The sequence below is a fragment of the Terriglobus albidus genome, from assembly GCF_008000815.1.
GTDB classification, from domain to species: domain Bacteria; phylum Acidobacteriota; class Terriglobia; order Terriglobales; family Acidobacteriaceae; genus Terriglobus; species Terriglobus albidus_A.
Genome location: NZ_CP042806.1, coordinates 538,519 through 559,323, shown reverse-complemented (window position 1 = coordinate 559,323; position 20,805 = coordinate 538,519). Strand labels below are relative to the sequence as shown.

Below are 20,805 nucleotides of genomic sequence, written 5' to 3'. Positions count from 1 at the left end.
CGTTAGGTGCGATCCTGCTGCGCATCGTTCTGGTTCTCTGATAGTAGCCCCAAACGGGAGCTGACCCGCCAGGTAATTGCGGCGGAGAGCAGCAGAGCGAGGCCGGGCATCATGGTCACTACGCCTGCCACCAGCAGCGGAGCGGCGAACTCCGACAGGCTATGGCGCAGCAGCACCAGACCCAGACCGAGGAGCGAGAGCACCAAGCCGATCTGCAGCGACGCAATCACCCGCCCCAGGCCGCCCGACATTCGCTGACGTTCCATGCCCATGGGAATCGGGGCAGCCTCCAGAAAGCGTCTGCCGGACTCGGTGCTCATGTACTGCATCAGGTTGTCGGCGGTAGCGAAGCGCTCGATCAATTTGCCATGAATCTCACTCTGCAGGCGGAAAACGCGGCTCCATCTGCGATTCTCGAGGAGGATGCGAATCAGCCACATCAGGCTGCCGATAGCGCCGGCGAAGATGAGGGCCTGCATGATGTCCATCATGTACTGACGCCGCAGTTCCAACAGGTTCATCTGGTTGTTGTTGTTACCACGACGACGAAGCGGCTCGGTATGCCGGCCGCGCTGCTCCGGGAACTCCGCGAAGAGATAGAACTCCGGATTCCTCGTGATTTCGGGGTGCTGCGTCAGGAATCGCGCCAGTTCGGGATTTACCCGGTTGATGTAGGCGTCGTCAGCCAGGAGAGTCGGGTCGGCGGTCAGCACCTGGGTCAGCGTGGGGCTCATGCGGAGGAGAGCCAGCAACTGGTCCCGCTTATCGGCGAGATCGTTGTCTGTCGGCGCCGGTGCGACAGGGGCTGTCTGTTTGCCAGTTTCTTTTGGCTGCGAGAAGACGTGGCCAGGGCAGAGTGTCATTGCCAGCAGGAGTGTCATTGCCGGCATCAACTTCGAACGGTTAAGACCCATTGCAGTCATCCTTGGAAGGTCATCTGGAAATGTTCTTCGCCTATACAACGGAGAAAGCGCTGCTTTGGTTAACAAACTTTTTTCGATCGTTATTTCAGGTAAGGACGAAGAGATTTTGTTAACCACCCAATGCCTCCGCGCGTTGTTTGGGCATGAAGACGCCCGACGTATCTTACCCAATCCATACGGACCGGCCTTCGCCCTTCTTCTGTGCCTTCGTCATCGTTTCGGTGCTTCTGTCGTTCATGGTGAAGGTGCAGGCGCAGCGGGTCTCGGCCCGTTCCATTGCGCTGAAACAGCAGATTGCGAGTGCCGAAGAGCAGCGCGCTCCTGAAGAAAAGATCGGAGCACTATGGCTGCAGCTAGCCAACGAATATCAGAACCATCTCGATCTTCCGAGCGCGGAGCAAGCCTTCGCGCATGCCATTCTGCTGCTTCGATCCGCGGATTCTCATCGAGATCTGGCCGATGCGCTGGACGGCCTGGGATCGGTTTACCTCTCCACCGGCCGCGTTCCGGAGTCGAGAATACTGCTGCGGAAATCGCTTCTGCTTTATCGGGAGTTGCACGATCGCCCGCGGGAGGCACATCTGCATGAGGCGCTTGCGATTGGATTTCTTCTGGAGAGGCACTATCGCGATGCGGAAAAGGAGGCCTCCGAGACTTTATCGGAGCTGCAGGAGCAACAAAGCTCGGACGTTGCGGAGAGGGAAGCAGCACTGCTGACGCGCAGCTATGCGCGCACATATCAGGGGCGCTGCCGGGGAGCAATTGAGGATACGCAGCAGGCACAGACACTGGTGTCCACCAGGCTGGAGGCAAACTCTCTTGAGGCCGCAACCTTCTGGGTCTCACGGAGTTTTGCGCTGTGGCGGTGCGGTGTTCATGACGGCGCCGAAGAAGCGGTGCTCAAAGCTCTGGAGATCGTCAACAGCCATACCGATTTGCCGCGGCCCTTATTGCTCTCGTATCGGTTATCCGTGTTGCAGCAGTATCTGGTGTATTTGAAGGACACACACCATAAGCCGGAGGCTGCGCGTGTGGAAGCGGATATTCGCCAGATTCAGGAAGAGATGCCGACGGTATGTTCGAATTGCACGGTGCATGCCGCCGCGCTTTCGATGGCGATGCTGCCGTAGGGTTTGTTTGTATTCAATGTGCCGGATACCTGGGGCGTTGCCCCAGGCTGTTATAGAACGCGCCTTCAGCGCTTAGAGCGTACCGTTCCGAACTTGCCGGTACAACCTACGTAGTTGCTACCAACATCTCTTCCGCATTCTCTGGCGGGTGAAGACCATCGGTTCTATTCGCAAAGTAACGCTCGGTGAGATCGGCGGCCGAGACGTGACGAACCTCTTTGAAGCCGGCCTCGCGAGCGAGATGCACGATTTCGTCCGGCGTGAAGAAGCTGAGGAAGGGAGTTCCGCTAGCCCGCGCTCCTTTCTCTGCCATCTGTAGGCCGGGCTGCAGGTCGCGGGCAGCGAGATCGAGAGGAAGAAGAAAGGTCATGGCGAAGGTCGATCCCGGAGCGAGCTGTGCAGCCTGATACAGCATGGCGCTTACGGCATCCCCGGTGAGATACATGCTCACTCCTGCTGAGGCGACGACGGCGGGCTCACGCGGGTCGAAACCAGACGCATCGAGGCGCTGCCACCAGGTGTCGCCCGCCTCGAAGTCCACGGGCACGAACCGCAGCCATTCCGGATTGCCATAGCCGAGCTCGATGAGGCGTTGTTGTTTCCATGCCTGCGAACCTGGCTGGTCTACCTCGAAGACACGGAGGCGGGAGGCGATCTCCGGCCTGCGCTGGGCGAAGCTATCAAGGCCCGCGCCCAGCAGGACGTACTGGCGAATACCGCGACCAGCCTGCTCCTCGACCAGGTCTTCGATGAAGCGGGCGCGGGCCACGATGGAGGCGCGGAAGAGCCGTGTGGCCTGCGGGTCCATGTCGGGGCGTTGTTGCCAGCCGTCAGCGGGAGCTGTTAGTTGCAGGCCGATCTCATCTTCGATGACATGTGGTGGCGCATCGACCTGGACGTGCAAGGCGCGCCACAGGGCAACACGTACCGCGGTGCTGTCTGGCTGCAGGGCAGACATCAAATGTTTCCTCCTGCTCAGATGGGGTTAACGTTTCTTCGATGGCAAGGGGGCTTCCACGGCGATATGCCGGCTATCGGGATCGGCGAGCATCATCTGCAGCGCCGGCCAGTGCTGCTTCTCGAATGGATGTACGACCGTACCGCTGTGCGGAGGAGTGAATTGATCGGCATCTTCGACAGCAAGCCCCAGCGTGACCTGAAGTGCGTGGCCGGCCGGGCGCTCGGCGATGAAGAGGTAGGGACCTCCGCTGGGATGACGCAGACGGCCCGAATTGTGATCGGTTTCAAATTCGATCTCGTAACCGAGATCGCGCCAGAAGGCTACGGTAGAGCCCCAGTTGTGTGTCTCGATCAGAATTCCGTCTATGCCTTTAGTCTTCATGCTTCCTCCGTTTCCGCTTGTGCTCGTCGAGATAGGCGCGCAATGCCTCGGCAACAATGGCCGACAGCGACTGCTCGGTTTCAACGGCGTGATACTTGACCGCACGAATCAGGTCGGTCGGCAGGTATACGTTGAACTGTTTCACGTCGTCCGGCATTGCTAGTATGCTAGCACACTAGTAAAGAAATGAAACGAGAAATTCACTGGCAAAAACCGTGCTTGTGAAGGGCGTTTGTCCTCGCGTACACTTTGGCCGCCGAATTGTTGATAGCTGCAACCAATGTGAGTTCCGTTCTGGCTCTAGTCAGGAGATACAGGTATGCCGTTGACGCGACGACAGTTCTCGAAGTTAAGTGCGCTCAGCCTGGGCGCAGCACATGTGCCGTGGGCTCTTGCCGGGCAGGAGCCGCCTCGAATCGGCTACTGTGTCATCGGTCTCGGCCGCATTGCGACGCACTTTCTTGAAGGTGTCAAAAACTCGCAGCACTCAAAGATCACTGCCCTGGTCAGCGGACATCGCGATAAGGCCGAGCGCATCGCCGCGCAGTACGGTGTTCCGCGCGAGTCGATCTACAGCTACGAGGAGTTTGATCGCATCGCGCAGAACAAGGCGATCGATGCCGTGTATGTCGCGCTGCCCAACAGCATGCACGCGGAGTACACCATCCGTTCCGCCAAAGCCGGCAAGCATGTTCTTTGCGAAAAGCCGATGGCTATCAGCTCGGCCGAATGCCAGCAGATGATCGATGCCTGCAAGACGGCGAAGGTGAAGCTGATGATCGCCTATCGCCTGCACTATGAGCCGATCACGCTGAAGACACTCGAGATCGTGCGCAGCGGGCGCATCGGGCCGCTGCAGGCGATGGAGGCTGCGAACGGGTTCAGTATCAAGTTTGGCGAGTGGCGCTATACCAAAGCCCTGGGCGGCGGCGGTTCGCTCTTCGATGTTGGCATCTACTGCCTGAACGCCTTCCGCATGTTCGCCGGTCAGGAGCCTAGCGGCTTCCAGGGAGAGGTTGCGACCATCGATCGCGATGAACGCTTCAAGGAAGTGGAAGAGAATGTTTCGTGGCTCCTGCGTTTCCCCTCCGGAGCGCTCGCGACCGGCGCCTCCACCTACGGAGGCGATATGGCCGGCTTCTATCGGCTGCACGGAGCGTATGGCTGGCTTCAGGTCGGTACCTACACCTATCAGGGTCAGCATCTCCAGGGGAGATATGCCGAAGAGCCTCATCGGGATGCCAAGCGGATCGATATTGATGAGACCAGCCAGGAGAAGGATCCCATGCACTTCGTGCGCGAGGCCGATCACTTCTCCCAGTGCATTTTGCAGAACACCCAACCCAACACGCCTGGGGAAGAGGGGCTCTCCGATCTCCGTTGTATTGAAGCCATCTATAAAGCCGCAGGAGCTCCGCTGCACGTATGAACCGACGTCAATTTCTCTCCAGCACCGGTATCGCGACAATTGCCGCGAGTTCGAAGCCTGCCGCAGCATTCGCCGCAACGCCGAAGCGCGCGACCATGCAGCTCGGCTGCCAGAGCGCCCCGACCAACGATACGCATCTCAAGTACCTGGCGCGGTATGGCGTGCGTAATATCTGCGGCTATCCGCAGATCGCCGATGGCCGCATCTATGCAACGGTGGCGGAGCTGAGCCGCATGAAGGACCTGGCTCAGAAGAATGGTATCGAGATCGACTGTGTAGGGCCGCCGGTCCTTACCTCCAGCCACATTGACAGTGAGAAGCACCCGGCTATCATGCTCGCGAAGAGCCCTGAGCGCGACCGCGATATTGAGGACTTTCAGAAGCTCATCCGAAACTGCGGTCAAGTCGGCCTGCCCGCGATCAAGTACAACATGAGCATCCTCGGTGTGCTGCGTATCGGTCGCGTCCAGGGACGTGGCGACTGCACCTACAGCCAGTGGAAGCTCTCGGAGGCTCATCCCAAAACGCCGCTCACCGGTGCCGGGCATGTGAATGCCGACATGTTCTGGGAGCGCATCACATACTTCCTCGAACGTGTTGTTCCAGTCGCCGATGAGTACAAGGTCCGCCTGGCCTGTCATCCCCACGATCCCGGTGTACCGCCGGAGGGATACCAGGGCGTCGACCGCGTGCTGGGTACAGTAGATGGCCTGAAGCACTTCATCACCATTCAGGAGAACCCGTATCACGGTCTCAATTTCTGTCAGGGCACGGTCTCGGAGATGCTGGCCGATCCAGGTAAAGAGATCTATGACGTCATTCGCTACTTCGGCACGCGGAAGAAGATCTTCAACGTGCACTTCCGCAATATTCGCGGACATCGCAATGACTTTGTCGAGGTCTATCCGGATGAAGGAGACGTCGATATGGTGAAGGCGATCCGGGTGTATCAGGAAGTGGAGTACCCGTATCTGCTGATGCCGGATCATGTGCCGCAGGCAGCGAACGATCCGGATGGGCTGCAGTCGTTTGCGTTCAGCTATGGATACATCCGTGGGCTGATTCAGTCGCTTGAAGGGTGAGTTGGTGGGAGCCGTGGGCTTCAGCCCACGGTTTACCGGTCCTAAAATGAACGGGCTTTAGCCCTGGGCTCTCGTTCTCTAAAAAAGAGAAGGTCCAGGACTAAAGCCCGACGTTTTTACTTGTTCCAAATCAGCGGGCTGAAGCTTGCTGCTCCCACCGTTACGACTTGAAGCGATCCTTACTGCAGACGAAACACGATACCTGCGCCGAGGCGCAGATTGTTTTGCACGTTGGTGGTGCTGTTGGAGAAGCCGGTTCTGACCCAGTTGGCTTCCACCGGCCGAAAAGCGATCCGGTGTGACATCTTCACATCGACACCGCCGCCTACCTGCAGTGCGAAGGCGTCGTAGGTGGATGTAGCGCCCGTGGTTGCAGGGAAGACGCTGTTCCAGCCATGCGAGTCTCCGATCAGTGTCTGGCCGAAGATTGCAAGTCTGTCTGACTTCGGGCGCCAGGTGTAGCGAGGGCCGAAGGTCATGGTGATGGAGGTGTGGTCAACGCCGGAGTTGTTGATGTTGCTTGTGTGCATTCCGGCGATGTTCATGGCGATACCGAAGCCGCGATAGAGCCCGGCCGAGATCTCGCCGCCGCCGCCCTGCAGCCAGAAGATGTTGCCCCCGACTGTGTTGCTCCGTTGCGCCTGATAGGTGAGGGCGACGGAGACGGGATATTTTGTTGGCTGTGATGTTTGCGCGTGGTTGCGGGTGGGAACTGCCAGCAGGACTCCGAACAGGAGCAGGCTATGTCTCAACAGATGCATGGATCTTCTCCTTTTCGGGTTACTGAACGTTCAGGTTGACGGTGGAGGTGTGAGAGATGGTTCCGGAGGAGGCCGTGATGGTTACCGCATAATCGCGTGCGCCCTGGATCAGGAAGCCATTGCCGCTGCCGCAGCCTGTCATGCCGATGCAGAAGCAGACGGCAAGCAGGATATACAGCGTGCGCGCCAGCTTCTTGGATCCGGCACGCAGTCTGCGCATGCCGGCGAAGGGCAGCAGCAGTAGAGCGAGCGCCCATCCACGATGCTGCATCGAGAGGCCCGCTGCGGACGCTGGCGTTTGAACTGCCAGTGTTACCTGCTGCGGGCCTGCGTTCGCCGCGATAGTGTTGGGCGACAGCGTGTAGGTGGCGCCGTTTGGCAGGCCGCTCACGCTAAAGCTCACCGGACCAGGATAGGCACCGGAGCTCGGCGTGAGAGCGTAGGTAAAGTTCACCGCTCCTCCGGGAACTACGGTTTGCGAAGTCGCTCCGGTGGAGGTGATGGTGAAGTCCAGCGATGCAACGGTTATGCCGACTCCGGAGGATGTTGAGGAGCCGAGGTAGTTTGTGTTGCCGCTGTAGGTTGCGGTGATGGTGTGGGCACCGGAAGCCAGCGTGGTGGAGTAGCTCGCGGTCGATCCGGTGAGCGTTACCGTCTGCAGGCTTGCGCTTCCGTCCAGGAAGGTTACGGTACCGGACGGAATTCCATTTGCTGCAGCTGTCACCGTGGCGGTAAGGGTTACGGCCTGTGCCGGTGACAGTGAGGTGGCACTTGCTGTCAGCGCAGTAGCCGATCCTTGCTTGTTGACAGTGATGGCCGTTGAAGCGGTTGCGTTCTGGTAGTTTGTCGGATCGCTGGGCGTGAAGGCGACCGTCAACTGCTGGTTGGCTCCGGCCACAAGGACTGTGCTCGCCGCCGGTGTATAAGCGAAAGTTCCGCTGGTTCCGGAGGTTGCGTTCAACTGTGTGGCGGAGAGCGGTGTGCCATAGGTGATGGCAGCCGGTGCCGCCCAGGTGATCGCCGGTGTGACCTTGCCGATAATCAGGGTTCCCGTTGTGGAGCCCTGGTAGTTGGCATCGTTCACCGTAGCTACGACGGCGTAGCTGCCTGCTGCCGTAGGAGCGCTCGACGAACCGTTGTATGTGAGCGTTACCGTCAGGCCAGTTGGCGTTGTTGTCGCAGTTGCGGCGTGGGCAGAACCATCGTAGTTCGCGCTCAGGTTGGCCAGGGTAACAGTGGCTGTCGCTTTGCCGATCGTCAACGTTCCGTTGGCAGTTCCCTGGTAGTTGGCGTCGCTGATAGTTGCAACCACCGCATAGCTGCCTGCAGCGGTTGGAACTGTTGTGGAGCCGTTATAGGTGAAGTTCACCGTCAGGGCTGTCGGCGTAGTGATCGCCGTCGCAGCATGGGCGTTGCCGTCATAGGTAGCGCTCAGGCTGCCGAGAGTGACAGGAGCCGTTGCTTTGCCGATCGTCAACGTTCCGTTGGCAGTTCCCTGGTAGTTGGTATCACTGACGGTTGCGACCACCGCATAGCTACCAGCGGCTGTTGGTACAGTTGCAGAGCCGTTATAGGTGAAGTTCACCGTCAGGCCTGTCGGCGTAGTTGTTGCGGTCGCAGCGTGGGCGTTGCTGTCATAAGTAGCGCTCAGGCTGCCGAGAGTGACAGGAGCCGTTGCTTTGCCGATGGCCAGGGTTCCGTTTGCAGTTCCCTGGTAGTCGGCATCACTGACGGTTGCGACTACCGCATAGCTACCAGCGGCTGTTGGTACAGTTGCAGAGCCGTTATAGGTGAAGTTCACCGTCAGGCCTGTCGGCGTAGTTGTTGCGGTGGCAGCGTGGGCGTTGCCGTCGTAGGTCGCGCTCAGGCTTCCTAGAGCGACGGTTGCTGTGCCCTTGTTTACTGTCTGCGTTGCTATTGCCTGCAGAGAGCTCAGGCTGGCGGTGTAGGTGTAGGTTCCGGCGTGATTGAGAGCAGCTGACGAGAGATTGAAGGTGGCTACACCGTTGACGGCTGCGGCCGTGTAGGTGTGTGAATAACTGGAGGGACCGGTGACGGTAAGCGTGATGGTATCGCTTGCCGTGGTGATGGTGCTGTTGTCCGATGCCGCTTCTCTCACGGTTACAGCTGCGCCCGCATCTCCGCCAAGTGCGATGGGAGTTGCCGGCGGGGTGCCGAAGAGAAGCTGCGAGACCGAGCTCAGCACATTGAAGGTACTACTGTTTGCGTAGATGGTGGGCGCGATGTTGGCGTTCAACGCAAGACTTGCCTGCAGCTTGTCTCCTGTGCCGGCGGTGTCGATCTTGAGCGAGGGATAAGATGCGATGCCGCTGTTAGTGCTCGCAGAGCCTCCGCTCAGCGTACCGCTTCCCTGCAGCAGGGTAAGCGGAATCGTTACAACCGGAGTAAAGGCAACCGCGTGCTCCGTGAGCGCCACCTGCGGAGCCGGGCTCATAGCGACGTTCTGCATGACATCAGATAGCGATTGCGTGAATGCGAGCGCGAAGCTGGTCTGTACCGCACCGGAGTCGAGGCACGGCGGCCCACCGTAGTTGGTTTGACGTCCATAGCCGCGCTGGTCGAGCGTGATGCCACTGGGGATACTCGCGATCACTCCGGCACAGATTCCGGCACTGCCCGGAAGCGGAATCATCGTCTGTGTCGGACCACCGTAGTTGCCCAGGGAAGCGAGATTGCCAAGGCCAACAACGTTGCCTGCGAAGCCGTTTGTTGGGCAGGCGCCACTCCCTCCATTTCCGCAATCGTTGGGTGTGTTGTCTGTCAGAATACTGTTCGAAACGGCAAGCGTGCCGTAGTTGAAGATTGCGCCGCCGCCGGCCGAGGTGTTTCCGGAGAAGGTGCTGCCGGAGATGGTCACGGTGGCATTGTTGACGAAGATGGCGCCGCCCGCTTTGGTGGCGATGGCGGAGTTTGCAGAGAAGGTGCTGTTGATGATGGTTACGGTGCCGGAGTTAGCGCCAATCGCTCCACCCGGCGCGGAGATATTTCCACTGAACGTGCTGCCAACAATCGTCAGATCGCCACTGGTGAAGATGGCGCCACCGCCATTGCCTCCGCCCGTGGCATACCCGCCGGCATAGTTGTTTGCGAAGGTGCAATCGGTAATTGTCAGCGTACCGTTGTTCAGGAGGCCGCCACCCTGGGAATCGATATACCCATTCGCGACGATCAGATTGCGCATCGCCGCCGCGTCTGTGCCGCCGTTGACCTCGAAGACAGAGAAGTTGCTGGATGATCCTCCACCCTGCACGGTGACGAGATTTGTGAGCGTCGCGCCGCTTCCCGATGTTGCGCCCGTGACCGTCGTATAGGACGGAATAGTCAGCGTGCTGTGAGTGAGTGAGATGGTCTGCGCTGTAGCGAATCTGGTGGAGTCGAAGGTGATGTCGCCTGCGCCTAGGCTAGCCGCCTGCAGCAATGCATCGCGCAGGCTGCATGAGGCGTCGGTGCCGGTTCCCCGGGTAGTTTGCAGCGTGCAATTGGCGGCGGTCCCGGCATCGTCTGTTGCTGTGGTGACAACGAGGAGCGGAGCGGTCACAGTGATCTGGCCTGAGGTTCCGGCGACTGAGTTTCCAGTATCGGTTGCGGTGACGCTCTGGTTGCCGGGTGTCTTCAGAGTTGCGCTAAAGGTGTGGGATCCAGCATCGCCGCCAGTAAAGGTATAAGAGGACGGAAGCACGGATCTCGTGTCCGTGCTGCTGAAGCTGACGGTGCCGGTGTAGCCAATCACCGTGTTGTCGAACAGGTCGCGCGCTCTTACGGTCACCGAGATCGCCTGACCCGCGGTGGTGGATGCAGGAGCCGAGACGGTCAGGCCCGTCACAGATCCGGGAGGCATGTAGATGGTCGCGGTGCCCGTTATAGCGGAGGTGGTGTTGTCGGTAAGCGTAAGTGTGTTGTTGCCCGCGGTCTTGAAGGCGCTATAGACGGTGGTCGCGCCATTGGAGAAGGTAAACGGCCCGAGATTCGAGAAGCCCGGATCTGAGCTGCTCATGATCGCAGTGCCGTTGTAGCTGGTTGCGGTGTTGCCGTAAGCGTCAAGCGCGTAGGCATTGAACGAGAAGGCGGTGTAGAAGGGAACCGTACCTGGAGCACTGAGGGAGTATGAGGCAGCGGCTCCGGCCGAGATGGTTGCACTGGCGGTGCCGGTTGCCGAGGTTGTGACGACATCGTTCACCGTTACGCTCTGACTGCCTGCAGTCTTCAGCGTGACGGAAAAAGTATGCACGCCGTTATCGCCTGCGGTGAATGTGTAATTCGCAGGCAACGCAGCCTGAGCATCAGAGCTGGTGAAATGCACGGTTCCGGTGTAGCCCGTATAGGTGCTGCCACCAGAATCCTTGGCAGTAACAGTAATAGTTTGCGCTGTTCCAGCAGTGCCAGCAGTCAGACCGGTAATAGTGAAGCTGGCAACAGACCCTGATGTACCTGTTCCGCTCAACGCAATTGCCTGTGTGGCATTGCTTACATTCAACGCATTGTCCGTCAAAGTCAGCGAGCCGCTGATCGATCCGGTAGCCGTCGGCGTAAAGCTGACGGACAAGGTGCAGTTGCTGCCAGCAGCCAGCGTACCGGCAGAACCGGCGCCGCTACTGATCTCCGGACACGCTCCCGAAACACTGCTGTCCCACGTAAATCCCGCAGAGATGCTCGGGTTATTCCCCGTACCCGGAATCGGGAAGCTCAGATCAGCATTGCCAATGTTCAGCAAGGTTACGGTCTGCGGGCTGTTGCTGCTGGTGGAGCCCACCGCCGTTGAGGTGAAGCTCAGACTTGGAGCATCTGCAAAGTCCAGCTTCTTCACCGCATTGTTGTAAGTATCTGCGACGAAGACATTGCCGCTGCCGTCCACCGCCACGCCTTCGGGATAGTCGAAGCCGCTGCCCAGCGTTACTGGCGTGCCGTAGCTGCCACCACTGTACGGAATCTCCTTCACCGCACTGTTGAGGCTATCCGCGACGAAGACGTTGCCGCTGCCGTCCACTGCCACGCTATAGGGATCGCTGAAGCCGCTGCCCAGCGTCACTGGCGTGCCGTAGCTGCCCCCGCTGTACGGAATCTCCTTCACCGCATTGTTGCCGGTATCTGCGACGAAGACGTTGCCGCTGCCGTCCACTGCCACGCTATTGGGATCGTGGAAGCCGCTGCCCAGCGTCACTGGCGTGCCGTAGCTGCCCCCGCTGTACGGAATCTCCTTCACCGCATTGTTGCCGGTATCTGCGACGAAGACATTGCCGCTGTCGTCCACCGCCACACCTTGGGGAAAGGTGAAGCCGCTGCCCAGGGTGATCGGCGTGCCATAACTGCCGCTGCTGTACGGGATCTTCTTCACCGCATTGTTGTAAGTATCTGGGACGAAGAGGTTGCCGCTACCATCCACTGCCACGCCAAAGGGCCTGTTGAAGCCGCTGCCCAGCGTCACCGGCGTGCCGTAGCTGCCCCCGCTGTACGGGATCTTCTTCACTGCATTGTTGACGGTATCTGCGACGAAGACGTTGCCGCTGCCGTCCACCGCAACACCTATGGGCGCGCTGAAGCCGCTGCCCAGGGTGCTCTGGGTGCCGGGACGGAATGCCACCTGTGGCCCTGTTCCCGTACCAGAGACGTACGCCGTGGCAATGACGGCCCCCGCCGTCGTCGTCAACTCCACCGCACCGCGACGCAGCCCCGCATACTTCGGTGTAAAGATCACATCGACGGTGCAGGTATCGCCTGCGCTATAAGTGTGGGCTGTGCCATTGGTGGTGCAACTGCCCGTACCAGCATCGGTAAAGTCGAGATTAGGAGCGCCCATCGTCAGTACCACCGGCGCTCCGATTGTTCCTCCTGTAGTGAAGGTGAAGTTCAGCGTCAGACTAGTGCTCTGCCCCACCGCCATGGTCGGCATGGCCACCGCCCCCGTCATGATCTTCTTCACCGCACTGTGGAAGAAATCGGCGACGAAGACGTTGCCGCTCCCGTCCACCGCCACGCCAGTGGGAGAGGAGAAGCCGCTGCCCAGCGTCACCGGCGTGCCATAGCTGCCACCGCTGTACGGGATCTCCTTCACCGCATTGTTGTTGGTATCGGCGACGAAGACATTGCCGCTCCCGTCGACCGCCACGCCAAAGGGATTGGAGAAGCCGCTGCCCAGCGTCACCGGCGTGCCGTAGCTGCCACCACTGTACGGAATCTCTTTCACCGCATCGTTGTGGAAATCGGCAACGAAGACATTGCCACTTCCGTCCACCGCCACGCCAGTGGGGCGATTGAAGCCGCTGCCCAGCGTCACCGGCGTGCCATAGCTGCCACCGCTGTACGGAATCTCTTCCACCGCATTGTTGTTGAAGTCGGCGACGAAGACGTTGCCGCTCCCGTCCACCGCCACACCTCTGGGAGAGGAGAAGCCGCTGCCCAGCGTCACCGGCGTGCCGTAGCTGCCACCGCTGTACGGAATCTCTTTCACCGCACTGTTGCCTGTATCGGCGACGAAGACATTGCCACTTCCGTCCGCCGCCACGCCAGTGGGGCCATAGAAGCCCGTAGCAAGTGTCACCGGCGCGCCATAGCTGCCACCGTTGTACGGAATCTTCTTCACCGCATTGTTCGCGGTATCGGCGACGAAGACGTTGCCGTTACCATCCACCGCCACGCCTTCGGGACTATTGAAGCCGCTGCCCAGCGATTGGATCGCATTGCTGAAGGACGCAGTCTGCGCCCTTGCCTGAGCCGGGAACAGACCGGCGACGCACACCGGCAAAAGTGCGACGAGGGTGCCTAGAAGCTTTTTGGAAGGGAAAGGAAAGGAGAGACCGGAACCCAGGGCCGAGATTCCACGGGGGGACGACCGACGCGAAGATGCAGCAACCATCGCAACAACTACCTCCAAGGCATAAAGCGGAACAACACCCCGATTCGGCTGTTACGAACATCTCGGAAAACACGTGCTGCCAGCACGTACGAATTACGCAGGACCGGGAGCGGTCATAACGTTCGAATCAGGGGAATGTCTGGCGGAAACCAGCATATCGCAGCAGTGTCGGTTTCGTGACGGAACCGTGGGAGAGACCGTGCCGAAGCAGGTTCCGGCCTTTGTCAAAAGAATGCCATTGCATTTCTATGCATAGATTGTCTACGATACCCAGCCATGAGCAGAAAAGCAGACCTGATGCCGGGAACCCTGGACATGATGATTCTCAAGACCCTGACCCGTGGTTCATTACACGGCTACGCGATTGCACAGTCGATCCGGCAGATGTCTGACGACGTGCTGACGGTGGAAGAGGGTTCGTTGTATCCGGCGTTGCAGCGTCTGCTGCTGGAGGCCTGGGTGAAAGCGGAGTGGAAGCGAACTCCGTCGAACCGACGGGTGCGCGTCTATACGCTGACGGCTACGGGCCGTAAACAGTTAGGAGTGGAGTTATCGCGCTTTGAGCAGATGGTTGCCGCCATTGGGCGGGTGATGCGCGATGTGGAGGTAGAGGGATGAGTGCTGCTGGGCGGTGGATGAATCGGCTGCTGTTTCTGTTTCGGCGTAGCAAGTTTGAGGCTGAGCTGCGGGAAGAGATGGAGTTCCACCGCGAGCAGATCGAAGAGGAGCTGCGGTCTGACGGCACCGCCGGCACTGAGGCTCACAGAAGGGCCGCCGTCCAGTTCGGAAACACGACACGCTTGCGGGAACGCAGTCACGATGTCGTGGCCTTCCGCTGGGAGACAGTCGTTCAGGACATCCGCTACGCCGTCCGCCAGATGACCCACAGTCCCGGCTTCGCGATTACGGCAATCCTGATGCTGGCTCTCGGCATTGGTGCGAGTGTCACCATCTTTGCGTTTGTGGACGCTGCTCTGCTGCAGCCATTGCCCTACGCGCAGCCTGACCGGCTGATGGATGTTACGGAAAGCCTGGCATTGTTTCCCCGGGGAAATCTCTCGTACCAGGATTACCTCGACTGGAAACGGTTGAATACGGTGTTTACTTCGCTCGAAATCTACAACGGCTCAGGCTATCTGCTGCAGACTGCGGAAGGAACTGAAGCGGTTCCTGGAGTGAGAGTGAGCGCAGGCTTCTTTCACACCCTCGGAGTAGTGCCGGTAGAAGGCCGGGACTTCCGGCCCGGAGAAGATGCGGTCTCTGAAGCGCCGGTGGGCTTACTGAGCTATGCCACCTGGCAGAAGCGATTCGGCGGACGGCGAGACATGATCGGGGAGACCCTTAAGTTGAGCGGTGTGCCGACTACGATCATCGGTGTCTTACCACCGGACTTTCAGTTCGCTCCGCGGGGTAGTGCAGAGATCTTCACCACGGCGCAGCCAACGAACGGATGTGAGAAACGGCGAAGCTGCCATAACCTTTACGGCATTGGCCGTCTGAAAGATGGTGTAACGGTTGCCACCGCCCTGGCGGAGATGAAGGGAATCGCGCAGCAGTTAGAGCGCCAGTATCCCGACTCGAACAGGGGACAGAGCGCCAGCGTAATGCCGCTGGCGAGGGCGATTACCGGGGATGTTCGTCCGATCCTGTTTGTGCTGTTGGGTGGTGCTGCTCTGCTGCTGCTGATTGCGTGCGTGAATGTCTCGAACCTGCTGCTGGTGCGGGCGGAGAAACGCAGGCAGGAGATGGCGGTGCGTGGAGCTCTGGGAGCTTCGCGGGTTCGTTTGGCGAGACAGTACGTTACAGAAGGCCTGGTCCTGGTGTTGCTGGGGACGGCGGCGGGCATGGCTGTGGCCACGGTCATGATGCGTGTGCTGCACGCCATGATCTCGAAGCAGATGCTGGCCGGCATGCCATATCTCCAGGGTATGGGGCTGACGGCGCACGTGTGGGGCTTTACCGTCACCGTAGCGTTGCTGGCAGCGGGTCTGTTCTCCATCGCGCCGATTCTTCGTCTGCCGATGGCGGCACTGCGGCAGAGCCTTAGCGACGGCGGACGTTCGGGTGGAAGCACTTTCTGGCGCCGGCTGGGCGCGAACCTGGTGATCGTGGAGGTTGCGATTGCGGTCGTACTTCTTTCCGGAGCCGGGCTGCTATCAAAGAGCCTATGGAAGATGCTGCATGTTGACCTGGGCTTTGAGTCAGACCATATTGCCACGTTGTCGGTTGATCTTCCGGCAAGGGGTTTTGAGAAAGACACACAGCGGGCACAGTTTGCACAGTCATTGCTGGACCGGATCCAGAGCCTGCCCGGTGTGCAGTCAGTTGGGCTGACCACGACCCTGCCTGTCAGTTGTAACTGCAATACAGACTGGGTGCGCTTTGTCGGTAAGCCGTATAACGGCATTCACAATGAGGTGGATAACCGGGAGGTCAGCGCGGCGTTCTTCCAGACACTGCGGGCTAAGCTCGTGCGCGGGCGCCTCTTTACTCAGAGCGACGATGCCACGCACCCGAAGGTCGTGCTGGTCAATGAATCCCTCGCGAAGAAGTACTTCCCCGGTGAGGACCCTATCGGAAAGAAGATCGGCGACACGGAGCTGACGCCGAATTCGCTACGCGAGATTATTGGCGTCGTAAGCGACATTAAAGACAGTGCGCTCGATGCGGAGGAGTGGCCCGCGGAGTATGAAGCCTTCGCACAAGATCCGTCGTCATACTTTTCTGTCCTGGTGAGGACGTCACCACGGCCGGAGTCGATGCTGCCGGCGCTGTCGGCCGCAGTGCGGGCGCTGAATCCTGAGGTCGGCGTGGAAGACCAGACGACGCTGGAGCAAAGGATCCATGATTCTCCTTCAGCCTGGCTGCATCGCTCAGCGGCCTGGCTGATGGGCGGCTTCGCGGGCATCGCATTTCTGCTCAGCATGATCGGGCTGTATGGGACGATCTCCTATTCGGTCAGCCAGCGGAAACGCGAGATAGGCGTGCGCATGGCGTTGGGTGCACAGCGAAGCACTATCCACGGCATGATCCTGCGCGAGGCAGGACGGCTGAGCTGCTTCGGCATCGTGGCAGGTGTCGGCTGCTCCATCGCAGCGGCGAACCTGATGGGGTCATTGTTGTTCGGCGTACGGACATGGGATGTAGCAACGCTGGCTGCTGTGGTTGTCCTACTGGCAGCGGCGTCGCTGCTGGCCTGCTATCTCCCGTCCCGGCGTGCCGCAACGGTGAACCCGGTGGAGGCGTTGCGGGCGGAGTAGAAGATTTACTTCCGCCTTATGACGGCTGATACCAGTCACCCGCTTACGAGCGCTCTTCCTCTTCTTCTTTGGTCCGTGTTGGCTCCGGAGCGCGCCCGTTAAAAGTGTCATCGCGACCAATCCGTCACTAAATAGCGTCGCGCCCAACGAACTTATTCGTTGGGGACCCCGGGACATGGGCCACCCGGTGCATGGGCTATCTCGAGCTCGGCGATACGCTCTGGCTACTGAATCGTTACAACCTTCTCTGCTGTGTACACATTCCCATTTGCATCCCACAGTTTGAAGACCAGGTCATGGCTTCCCGTGCCCAGTGCCTGGTACGCATCGATGGACGATGAGCCGCCGACGCATCCGCCGTTCTGGATGCAGCCGTCGTCGCTAATGGTGAGATGTCCGTCGATATAGAGCTGCGCGGAAGTAGGCACCACCGGTGTGTATCCATTTGCCAGGATGTGGACCGGGGAGCCGCTCGTTGCGCCGGAAGGCAAACACATATTCGCTGTTCCTAAAGCAGCCGGGCAAACCGGTTCGGGCGTTCCGCTGTAGACGTTGATATGGCGCTCGGACCGGAAGTTGAGGCCGGTGTAGTCCCAGGCTTTGACCACCAGGAAGTTGGCGCCGTTGTTCATGGGGAAGCTCTGGTCAAACGAGCTCACAGGCTGCGAATACGTCAGATGCCCATTGGTATAAAGCTGCAGCGCAGTCACCTGGTGCGTATCGTACGCATTCGCCTGTACGCGTACCGTGGGGCCTGGCAGATAGGTATTGTCTACCGGCACGCAGGCAGTCACCGTTGGATTGATCTGGCTGGTCGAACATGGCGCGCGGTTCGTCGCGTTCAGGAAGATCTGTGTCTGGGCTGAGCCTGGTGTGTCCGAGACGAAGTCCATCATGCCATCGCGATTGAAGTCGCCTGCTGCAGGCGGACCTACGCTATCTGTTGTCGCGATAAACTGCACCGGGACCTGATCATAGGAACCATCCGGATGCCCGAGCCATACAAACAAGCCACTCTGTGCGCCGGTAGTCCTATTCCCCGCAACCAGATCACCGATGCCATCGCCATTCACATCAACGCCCAGCGTACGGCTCGTTGCCTGCACTCCATTCGACATCACCAGTGTCCGCTCGAACAGCCTCTGCTGGCCTTGTCCGTAAAAGGCAATCACACCCTGGCAGGTTGAGTTGCTTCCCTTGATGGTGTCCTGGGTGCCGCAGCTATACGAAAGCAGAATATCGGCCATCCCATCCTGATTCAGATCAGCAATCGTCAATCCAGCCGGAGATGTGAAGGCCGTCAGGACAGCTTTCCTGAAGTTCTCATGACCGTCGTTCCACAAGACATATGATCCTGATCCGGCCGGGTTACCGATGGTCATCGCAGCGATGTTCTGAATGCCGGTGTGGTCGAAGTCGCCCACACCGACTGAGATCACATCCGTATTCGGCTCTATCGCAATGGTGTTCTGCAGAACGAAGCTGCGCCCGCTCACATCATTGAAAATCTCGACATTGCCGGCAATATCGCCGATTGCAAGATCAACCAGGTGGTCACCGTTGAAGTCACCTACGGCTATGGAACGTGGAGATGTGGAGGTTGCGGTAGCAACTGGAGCGGCGAACGTGCCGTTGCCAATGCCAAAGAAGACATCGAACGTGCCGCCGATGCAAAGCACGGCTACATCCTGTATGCCGTCATTGTCGAAATCGGCAGCGACTATATCCAGAATCTGAGCGCTGTCCGCGATGCCAATCCTGACGGGAGCCTGGAAGGTGCCATCTCCATTACCCAGACGCAGCGTTACATCGGTCGAGTTCGCGCCACCGGCGTACATGATGTCTGGCTTGCCATCCCTATTGAAGTCCGCCTGCGCGATGGTATAGCCGCCATAGACCGGAGAAGTATCGCGTTTGAGCTGGAAGCTGAGATTCGTTTGCGCATTAACGGCAATCGCGCCGGTTAATAGAACCAGGGCAGGGAGAATCTGGGTTCGCATGGGAGGTACTCCTGAGAGCGAGGCTCTTGAGGGCCGGGCTGCGGAGTAGGAGAAGATATCTTTGCAGTTTCAGGTTGTTTCTAATTTGAGAATTCATTGAATGCCTACTGTTTGATTTTTTCGTAGGACAGAATCTTCCTCAAAAAGAAGGGGGTTATCGGCTCATCCTCGAGTCTTCTAAAGTCAGGTGCATAACAATGGGTATCAAGTTTGCTGTCCCCCCTCGGAAGAAACCCAGGCTGTGCGTCTCTCCGCTCAAACCAGGCACGAGCGCGGTGCAGGGATCCCCTGGATGAAAATGCTCTGGCTCGAACCTTAGATTGTGACTGCGATCACACCGATAGCGAGGACGCTCAAGGTATTGTGGCGGTGTGTTCCGAAAGTGACAGGTTATGTCTGATGGCAAGGCGAACTTGAACCTTCAAACGATCGGGGAACTGCTGATCCTGTTAGCTGTCGCGAATGTCACTCCGATTTTAGCTAACAACCTGCTTGGTTCCCGGTGGTCTTACCCTGTAGACGGTCGTCTCGTTCTTTTTGACCATCAACGTCTCTTTGGTGCATCGAAGACGTTTCGAGGGATCCTATCTTCGATCGTTGCCACATCCACGGCTGGGTTACTGCTCGGAAGCAGTTGGAAGCTGGGAGCCGCCGTCTCTGTTTACTCCATGAGCGGTGATCTGTTTTCAAGCTTCTGTAAGCGCCGTTTTGGTTTGCCTGCCGGCAGCCGCGCTTCCGGCCTCGATCAGATTCCCGAGTCTCTTTTCCCGGCAATTGGACTCCGGCAGGCTTTTGCCCTGACGCCGGCGGATATCGATGTCGTGGTGGTGTGCTTCTTTGTCGGAGAGATCGTTCTGTCGCGGGTGTTTTTTAAAATGCATCTCCGCGAGCATCCGTATTAGGAGCATTTTCCCGGTTATTGAGTATTCCGAAAGAGGGTGCAGGGCGGTTTCATTGCGAAACCGCCCATAGATGCAGAAGCCCTACACTACACCTACAGGGAAAATGCTCTAGGGATACCAGGCGGGGCTTTCTGCGCGGATCAGCCGATGAATGGTGATCTCAGGGAAGCAGTTGAAACGTACCGGTGCGATGGAGCAGCCGACACCGACTGAGGTGTAGCCGATCAATGTGCCGTATGTCCATGGACCTGCACCCATAGAGCGTGGCAGCTTTGCATCGAGAGTGATCGGAATCGATCCCGGCAGGCAGACCTGTCCGCCATGTGTATGGCCGCTCAACATCAGGGAGAAGCCAGCGTGTGCGGCCTGCCGATAGATCTCCGGCGTGTGCGAGAGCAGGATGGAGATGCCGCCGGAGGGGATAGGACCTGCCGCCTGGTGAACATTGTCGGCACGGTAATAGTGGGCGTCATCTACTCCGCTGAGGTAGATCTCCTGATCTCCGCGGGCAATGACGACGGTTTCATTCATCAGCATGCGGATGTCCATCTCCTCGATCGCGGGCACCATTCTGACGGAGTCGTGATTGCCCAGGACAGCGTAGACAGGACCTTTGAGATGGCTCCGCACGTTCTGCAGGAGCTCGAGAGCAACGTCGAAGGGGCCGAAGGTCTGCCCGCGAAAATCTCCGGTCAGGACACAGAGATCGTAATGCAGGTCAGGGACGACCTCCGCCAGCCGCTTCATCGGTTCGGGGCTCAGATCCGCGTGCAGATCGCTGATATGCAACACCGAAAAGCCGTCGAAGAGCGAAGGCAGCCGTTCCAGTAAGACAGGATTATTCCGTAGATGGATCCTCTGTGCATTCCGATGGCCGCGGGCATAGAGCCCCGTCCCCTTGAGTACGGCCTTGAAGAGGCTATGCAGCGAGTACCAGTTCTCAGGATGAAAGAAATTAAGCCCGTGCCCGAAGATGGCTTCGTGATCCTTTTCGATGCCCAGCCGCTGGCGCGCATGCACTTTGCCGAGCCGGAGTTCCAGCTTTTCCAGGATCTCCCGATCAACCTCTGGACGCGATGCATGGCTCATACCGGCGGCTCTTTCT

14 protein-coding genes are annotated in these 20,805 nt (G+C 58.9%); 6 read left to right on the top strand and 8 right to left on the bottom strand.

The window, feature by feature from the left end; translation table 11 throughout:
• Positions 1-2 precede the first annotated feature (2 nt).
• Positions 3-914 (bottom strand): hypothetical protein, encoded by a 912-nt coding sequence (locus tag FTW19_RS02260; RefSeq protein ID WP_147646126.1) that lies wholly within the window; start codon positions 912-914, stop codon positions 3-5.
• Positions 915-1,066: 152 nt separating this feature from the next.
• On the opposite strand from FTW19_RS02260, the gene FTW19_RS02255 reads away from it, so the two are divergent.
• Positions 1,067-2,053, top strand: a complete 987-nt coding sequence (locus tag FTW19_RS02255) for a tetratricopeptide repeat protein (RefSeq protein ID WP_147646125.1) — start codon at positions 1,067-1,069, stop codon at positions 2,051-2,053.
• Between the two features lie 106 nt (positions 2,054-2,159).
• On the opposite strand, the gene FTW19_RS02250 is transcribed toward FTW19_RS02255, so the two are convergent.
• Genes FTW19_RS02250 through FTW19_RS02240 form a run of 3 tightly spaced genes read right to left on the bottom strand, consistent with a single transcriptional unit; the run spans position 2,160 to position 3,552 of the window.
• Positions 2,160-3,011, bottom strand: a complete 852-nt coding sequence (locus tag FTW19_RS02250; RefSeq protein WP_147646124.1) for a class I SAM-dependent methyltransferase — start codon at positions 3,009-3,011, stop codon at positions 2,160-2,162.
• 27 nt (positions 3,012-3,038) lie between these two features.
• Entirely contained in the window at positions 3,039-3,395 is a 357-nt protein-coding gene (locus tag FTW19_RS02245; RefSeq protein ID WP_147646123.1) for a VOC family protein, read from the bottom strand.
• Complete coding sequence (locus FTW19_RS02240; RefSeq protein WP_147646122.1) at positions 3,385-3,552, bottom strand: ribbon-helix-helix protein, CopG family; 168 nt, start codon at positions 3,550-3,552, stop codon at positions 3,385-3,387. Before FTW19_RS02240 ends, FTW19_RS02245 begins: the two co-directional genes overlap by 11 nt.
• Positions 3,553-3,714: 162 nt before the next feature.
• Here FTW19_RS02240 and FTW19_RS02235 point away from each other — a divergent pair, with 162 nt between their 5' ends.
• Both FTW19_RS02235 and FTW19_RS02230 read left to right on the top strand, forming a co-directional pair.
• Complete coding sequence (locus FTW19_RS02235; protein ID WP_147646121.1) at positions 3,715-4,824, top strand: Gfo/Idh/MocA family protein; 1,110 nt, start codon at positions 3,715-3,717, stop codon at positions 4,822-4,824.
• Positions 4,821-5,906 (top strand): mannonate dehydratase, encoded by a 1,086-nt coding sequence (locus tag FTW19_RS02230; RefSeq protein ID WP_147646120.1) that lies wholly within the window; start codon positions 4,821-4,823, stop codon positions 5,904-5,906. Before FTW19_RS02235 ends, FTW19_RS02230 begins: the two co-directional genes overlap by 4 nt.
• Before the next feature lie 179 nt (positions 5,907-6,085).
• Here FTW19_RS02230 and FTW19_RS02225 read toward each other — a convergent pair whose 3' ends face one another.
• Together FTW19_RS02225 and FTW19_RS02220 are read right to left on the bottom strand one after the other, a co-directional pair.
• Complete coding sequence (locus tag FTW19_RS02225; protein WP_147646119.1) at positions 6,086-6,667, bottom strand: hypothetical protein; 582 nt, start codon at positions 6,665-6,667, stop codon at positions 6,086-6,088.
• A 19-nt stretch (positions 6,668-6,686) separates the two neighbouring features.
• On the bottom strand, positions 6,687-13,538 hold the full coding sequence (locus FTW19_RS02220) for an MBG domain-containing protein (RefSeq protein WP_147646118.1): 6,852 nt from the start codon (positions 13,536-13,538) through the stop codon (positions 6,687-6,689).
• Positions 13,539-13,814: 276 nt separating this feature from the next.
• On the opposite strand from FTW19_RS02220, the gene FTW19_RS02215 reads away from it, so the two are divergent.
• Positions 13,815-14,156 carry a PadR family transcriptional regulator gene (locus tag FTW19_RS02215; protein WP_147646117.1) on the top strand — a complete coding sequence of 114 codons (342 nt, stop codon included), beginning with the start codon at positions 13,815-13,817 and terminating at the stop codon, positions 14,154-14,156.
• The gene (locus FTW19_RS02210; RefSeq protein ID WP_147646116.1) at positions 14,153-16,798 is read left to right on the top strand and encodes an ABC transporter permease; all 2,646 of its coding nucleotides are present in this window, start codon (positions 14,153-14,155) and stop codon (positions 16,796-16,798) included. Before FTW19_RS02215 ends, FTW19_RS02210 begins: the two co-directional genes overlap by 4 nt.
• Before the next feature lie 224 nt (positions 16,799-17,022).
• On the opposite strand, the gene FTW19_RS02205 is transcribed toward FTW19_RS02210, so the two are convergent.
• Entirely contained in the window at positions 17,023-18,798 is a 1,776-nt protein-coding gene (locus FTW19_RS02205) for an FG-GAP repeat domain-containing protein (RefSeq protein WP_147646115.1), read from the bottom strand.
• A gap of 392 nt (positions 18,799-19,190) precedes the next feature.
• Between FTW19_RS02205 and FTW19_RS02200 the strand changes: the two genes are divergently transcribed.
• Entirely contained in the window at positions 19,191-19,700 is a 510-nt protein-coding gene (locus FTW19_RS02200; protein WP_147646114.1) for a CDP-archaeol synthase, read from the top strand.
• A 108-nt stretch (positions 19,701-19,808) separates the two neighbouring features.
• Here the strand turns inward: FTW19_RS02200 and FTW19_RS02195 are convergent, their stop codons facing one another.
• Positions 19,809-20,789 (bottom strand): metallophosphoesterase, encoded by a 981-nt coding sequence (locus FTW19_RS02195; RefSeq protein WP_147646113.1) that lies wholly within the window; start codon positions 20,787-20,789, stop codon positions 19,809-19,811.
• Between the last annotated feature and the right edge of the window lie 16 nt (positions 20,790-20,805).

What these genes read in the sequence shown, in the direction of transcription:
- FTW19_RS02260 (WP_147646126.1), bottom strand. Translation starts at nt 914, where the DNA reads ATGGGTCTTAACCGTTCGAAGTTGATGCCGGCAATGACACTCCTGCTG.
- FTW19_RS02255 (WP_147646125.1), top strand. Translation starts at nt 1,067, where the DNA reads ATGAAGACGCCCGACGTATCTTACCCAATCCATACGGACCGGCCTTCG.
- FTW19_RS02250 (WP_147646124.1), bottom strand. Translation starts at nt 3,011, where the DNA reads ATGTCTGCCCTGCAGCCAGACAGCACCGCGGTACGTGTTGCCCTGTGG.
- FTW19_RS02245 (WP_147646123.1), bottom strand. Translation starts at nt 3,395, where the DNA reads ATGAAGACTAAAGGCATAGACGGAATTCTGATCGAGACACACAACTGG.
- FTW19_RS02240 (WP_147646122.1), bottom strand. Translation starts at nt 3,552, where the DNA reads ATGCCGGACGACGTGAAACAGTTCAACGTATACCTGCCGACCGACCTG.
- FTW19_RS02235 (WP_147646121.1), top strand. Translation starts at nt 3,715, where the DNA reads ATGCCGTTGACGCGACGACAGTTCTCGAAGTTAAGTGCGCTCAGCCTG.
- FTW19_RS02230 (WP_147646120.1), top strand. Translation starts at nt 4,821, where the DNA reads ATGAACCGACGTCAATTTCTCTCCAGCACCGGTATCGCGACAATTGCC.
- FTW19_RS02225 (WP_147646119.1), bottom strand. Translation starts at nt 6,667, where the DNA reads ATGCATCTGTTGAGACATAGCCTGCTCCTGTTCGGAGTCCTGCTGGCA.
- FTW19_RS02220 (WP_147646118.1), bottom strand. Translation starts at nt 13,538, where the DNA reads ATGGTTGCTGCATCTTCGCGTCGGTCGTCCCCCCGTGGAATCTCGGCC.
- FTW19_RS02215 (WP_147646117.1), top strand. Translation starts at nt 13,815, where the DNA reads ATGAGCAGAAAAGCAGACCTGATGCCGGGAACCCTGGACATGATGATT.
- FTW19_RS02210 (WP_147646116.1), top strand. Translation starts at nt 14,153, where the DNA reads ATGAGTGCTGCTGGGCGGTGGATGAATCGGCTGCTGTTTCTGTTTCGG.
- FTW19_RS02205 (WP_147646115.1), bottom strand. Translation starts at nt 18,798, where the DNA reads ATGCGAACCCAGATTCTCCCTGCCCTGGTTCTATTAACCGGCGCGATT.
- FTW19_RS02200 (WP_147646114.1), top strand. Translation starts at nt 19,191, where the DNA reads ATGTCTGATGGCAAGGCGAACTTGAACCTTCAAACGATCGGGGAACTG.
- FTW19_RS02195 (WP_147646113.1), bottom strand. Translation starts at nt 20,789, where the DNA reads ATGAGCCATGCATCGCGTCCAGAGGTTGATCGGGAGATCCTGGAAAAG.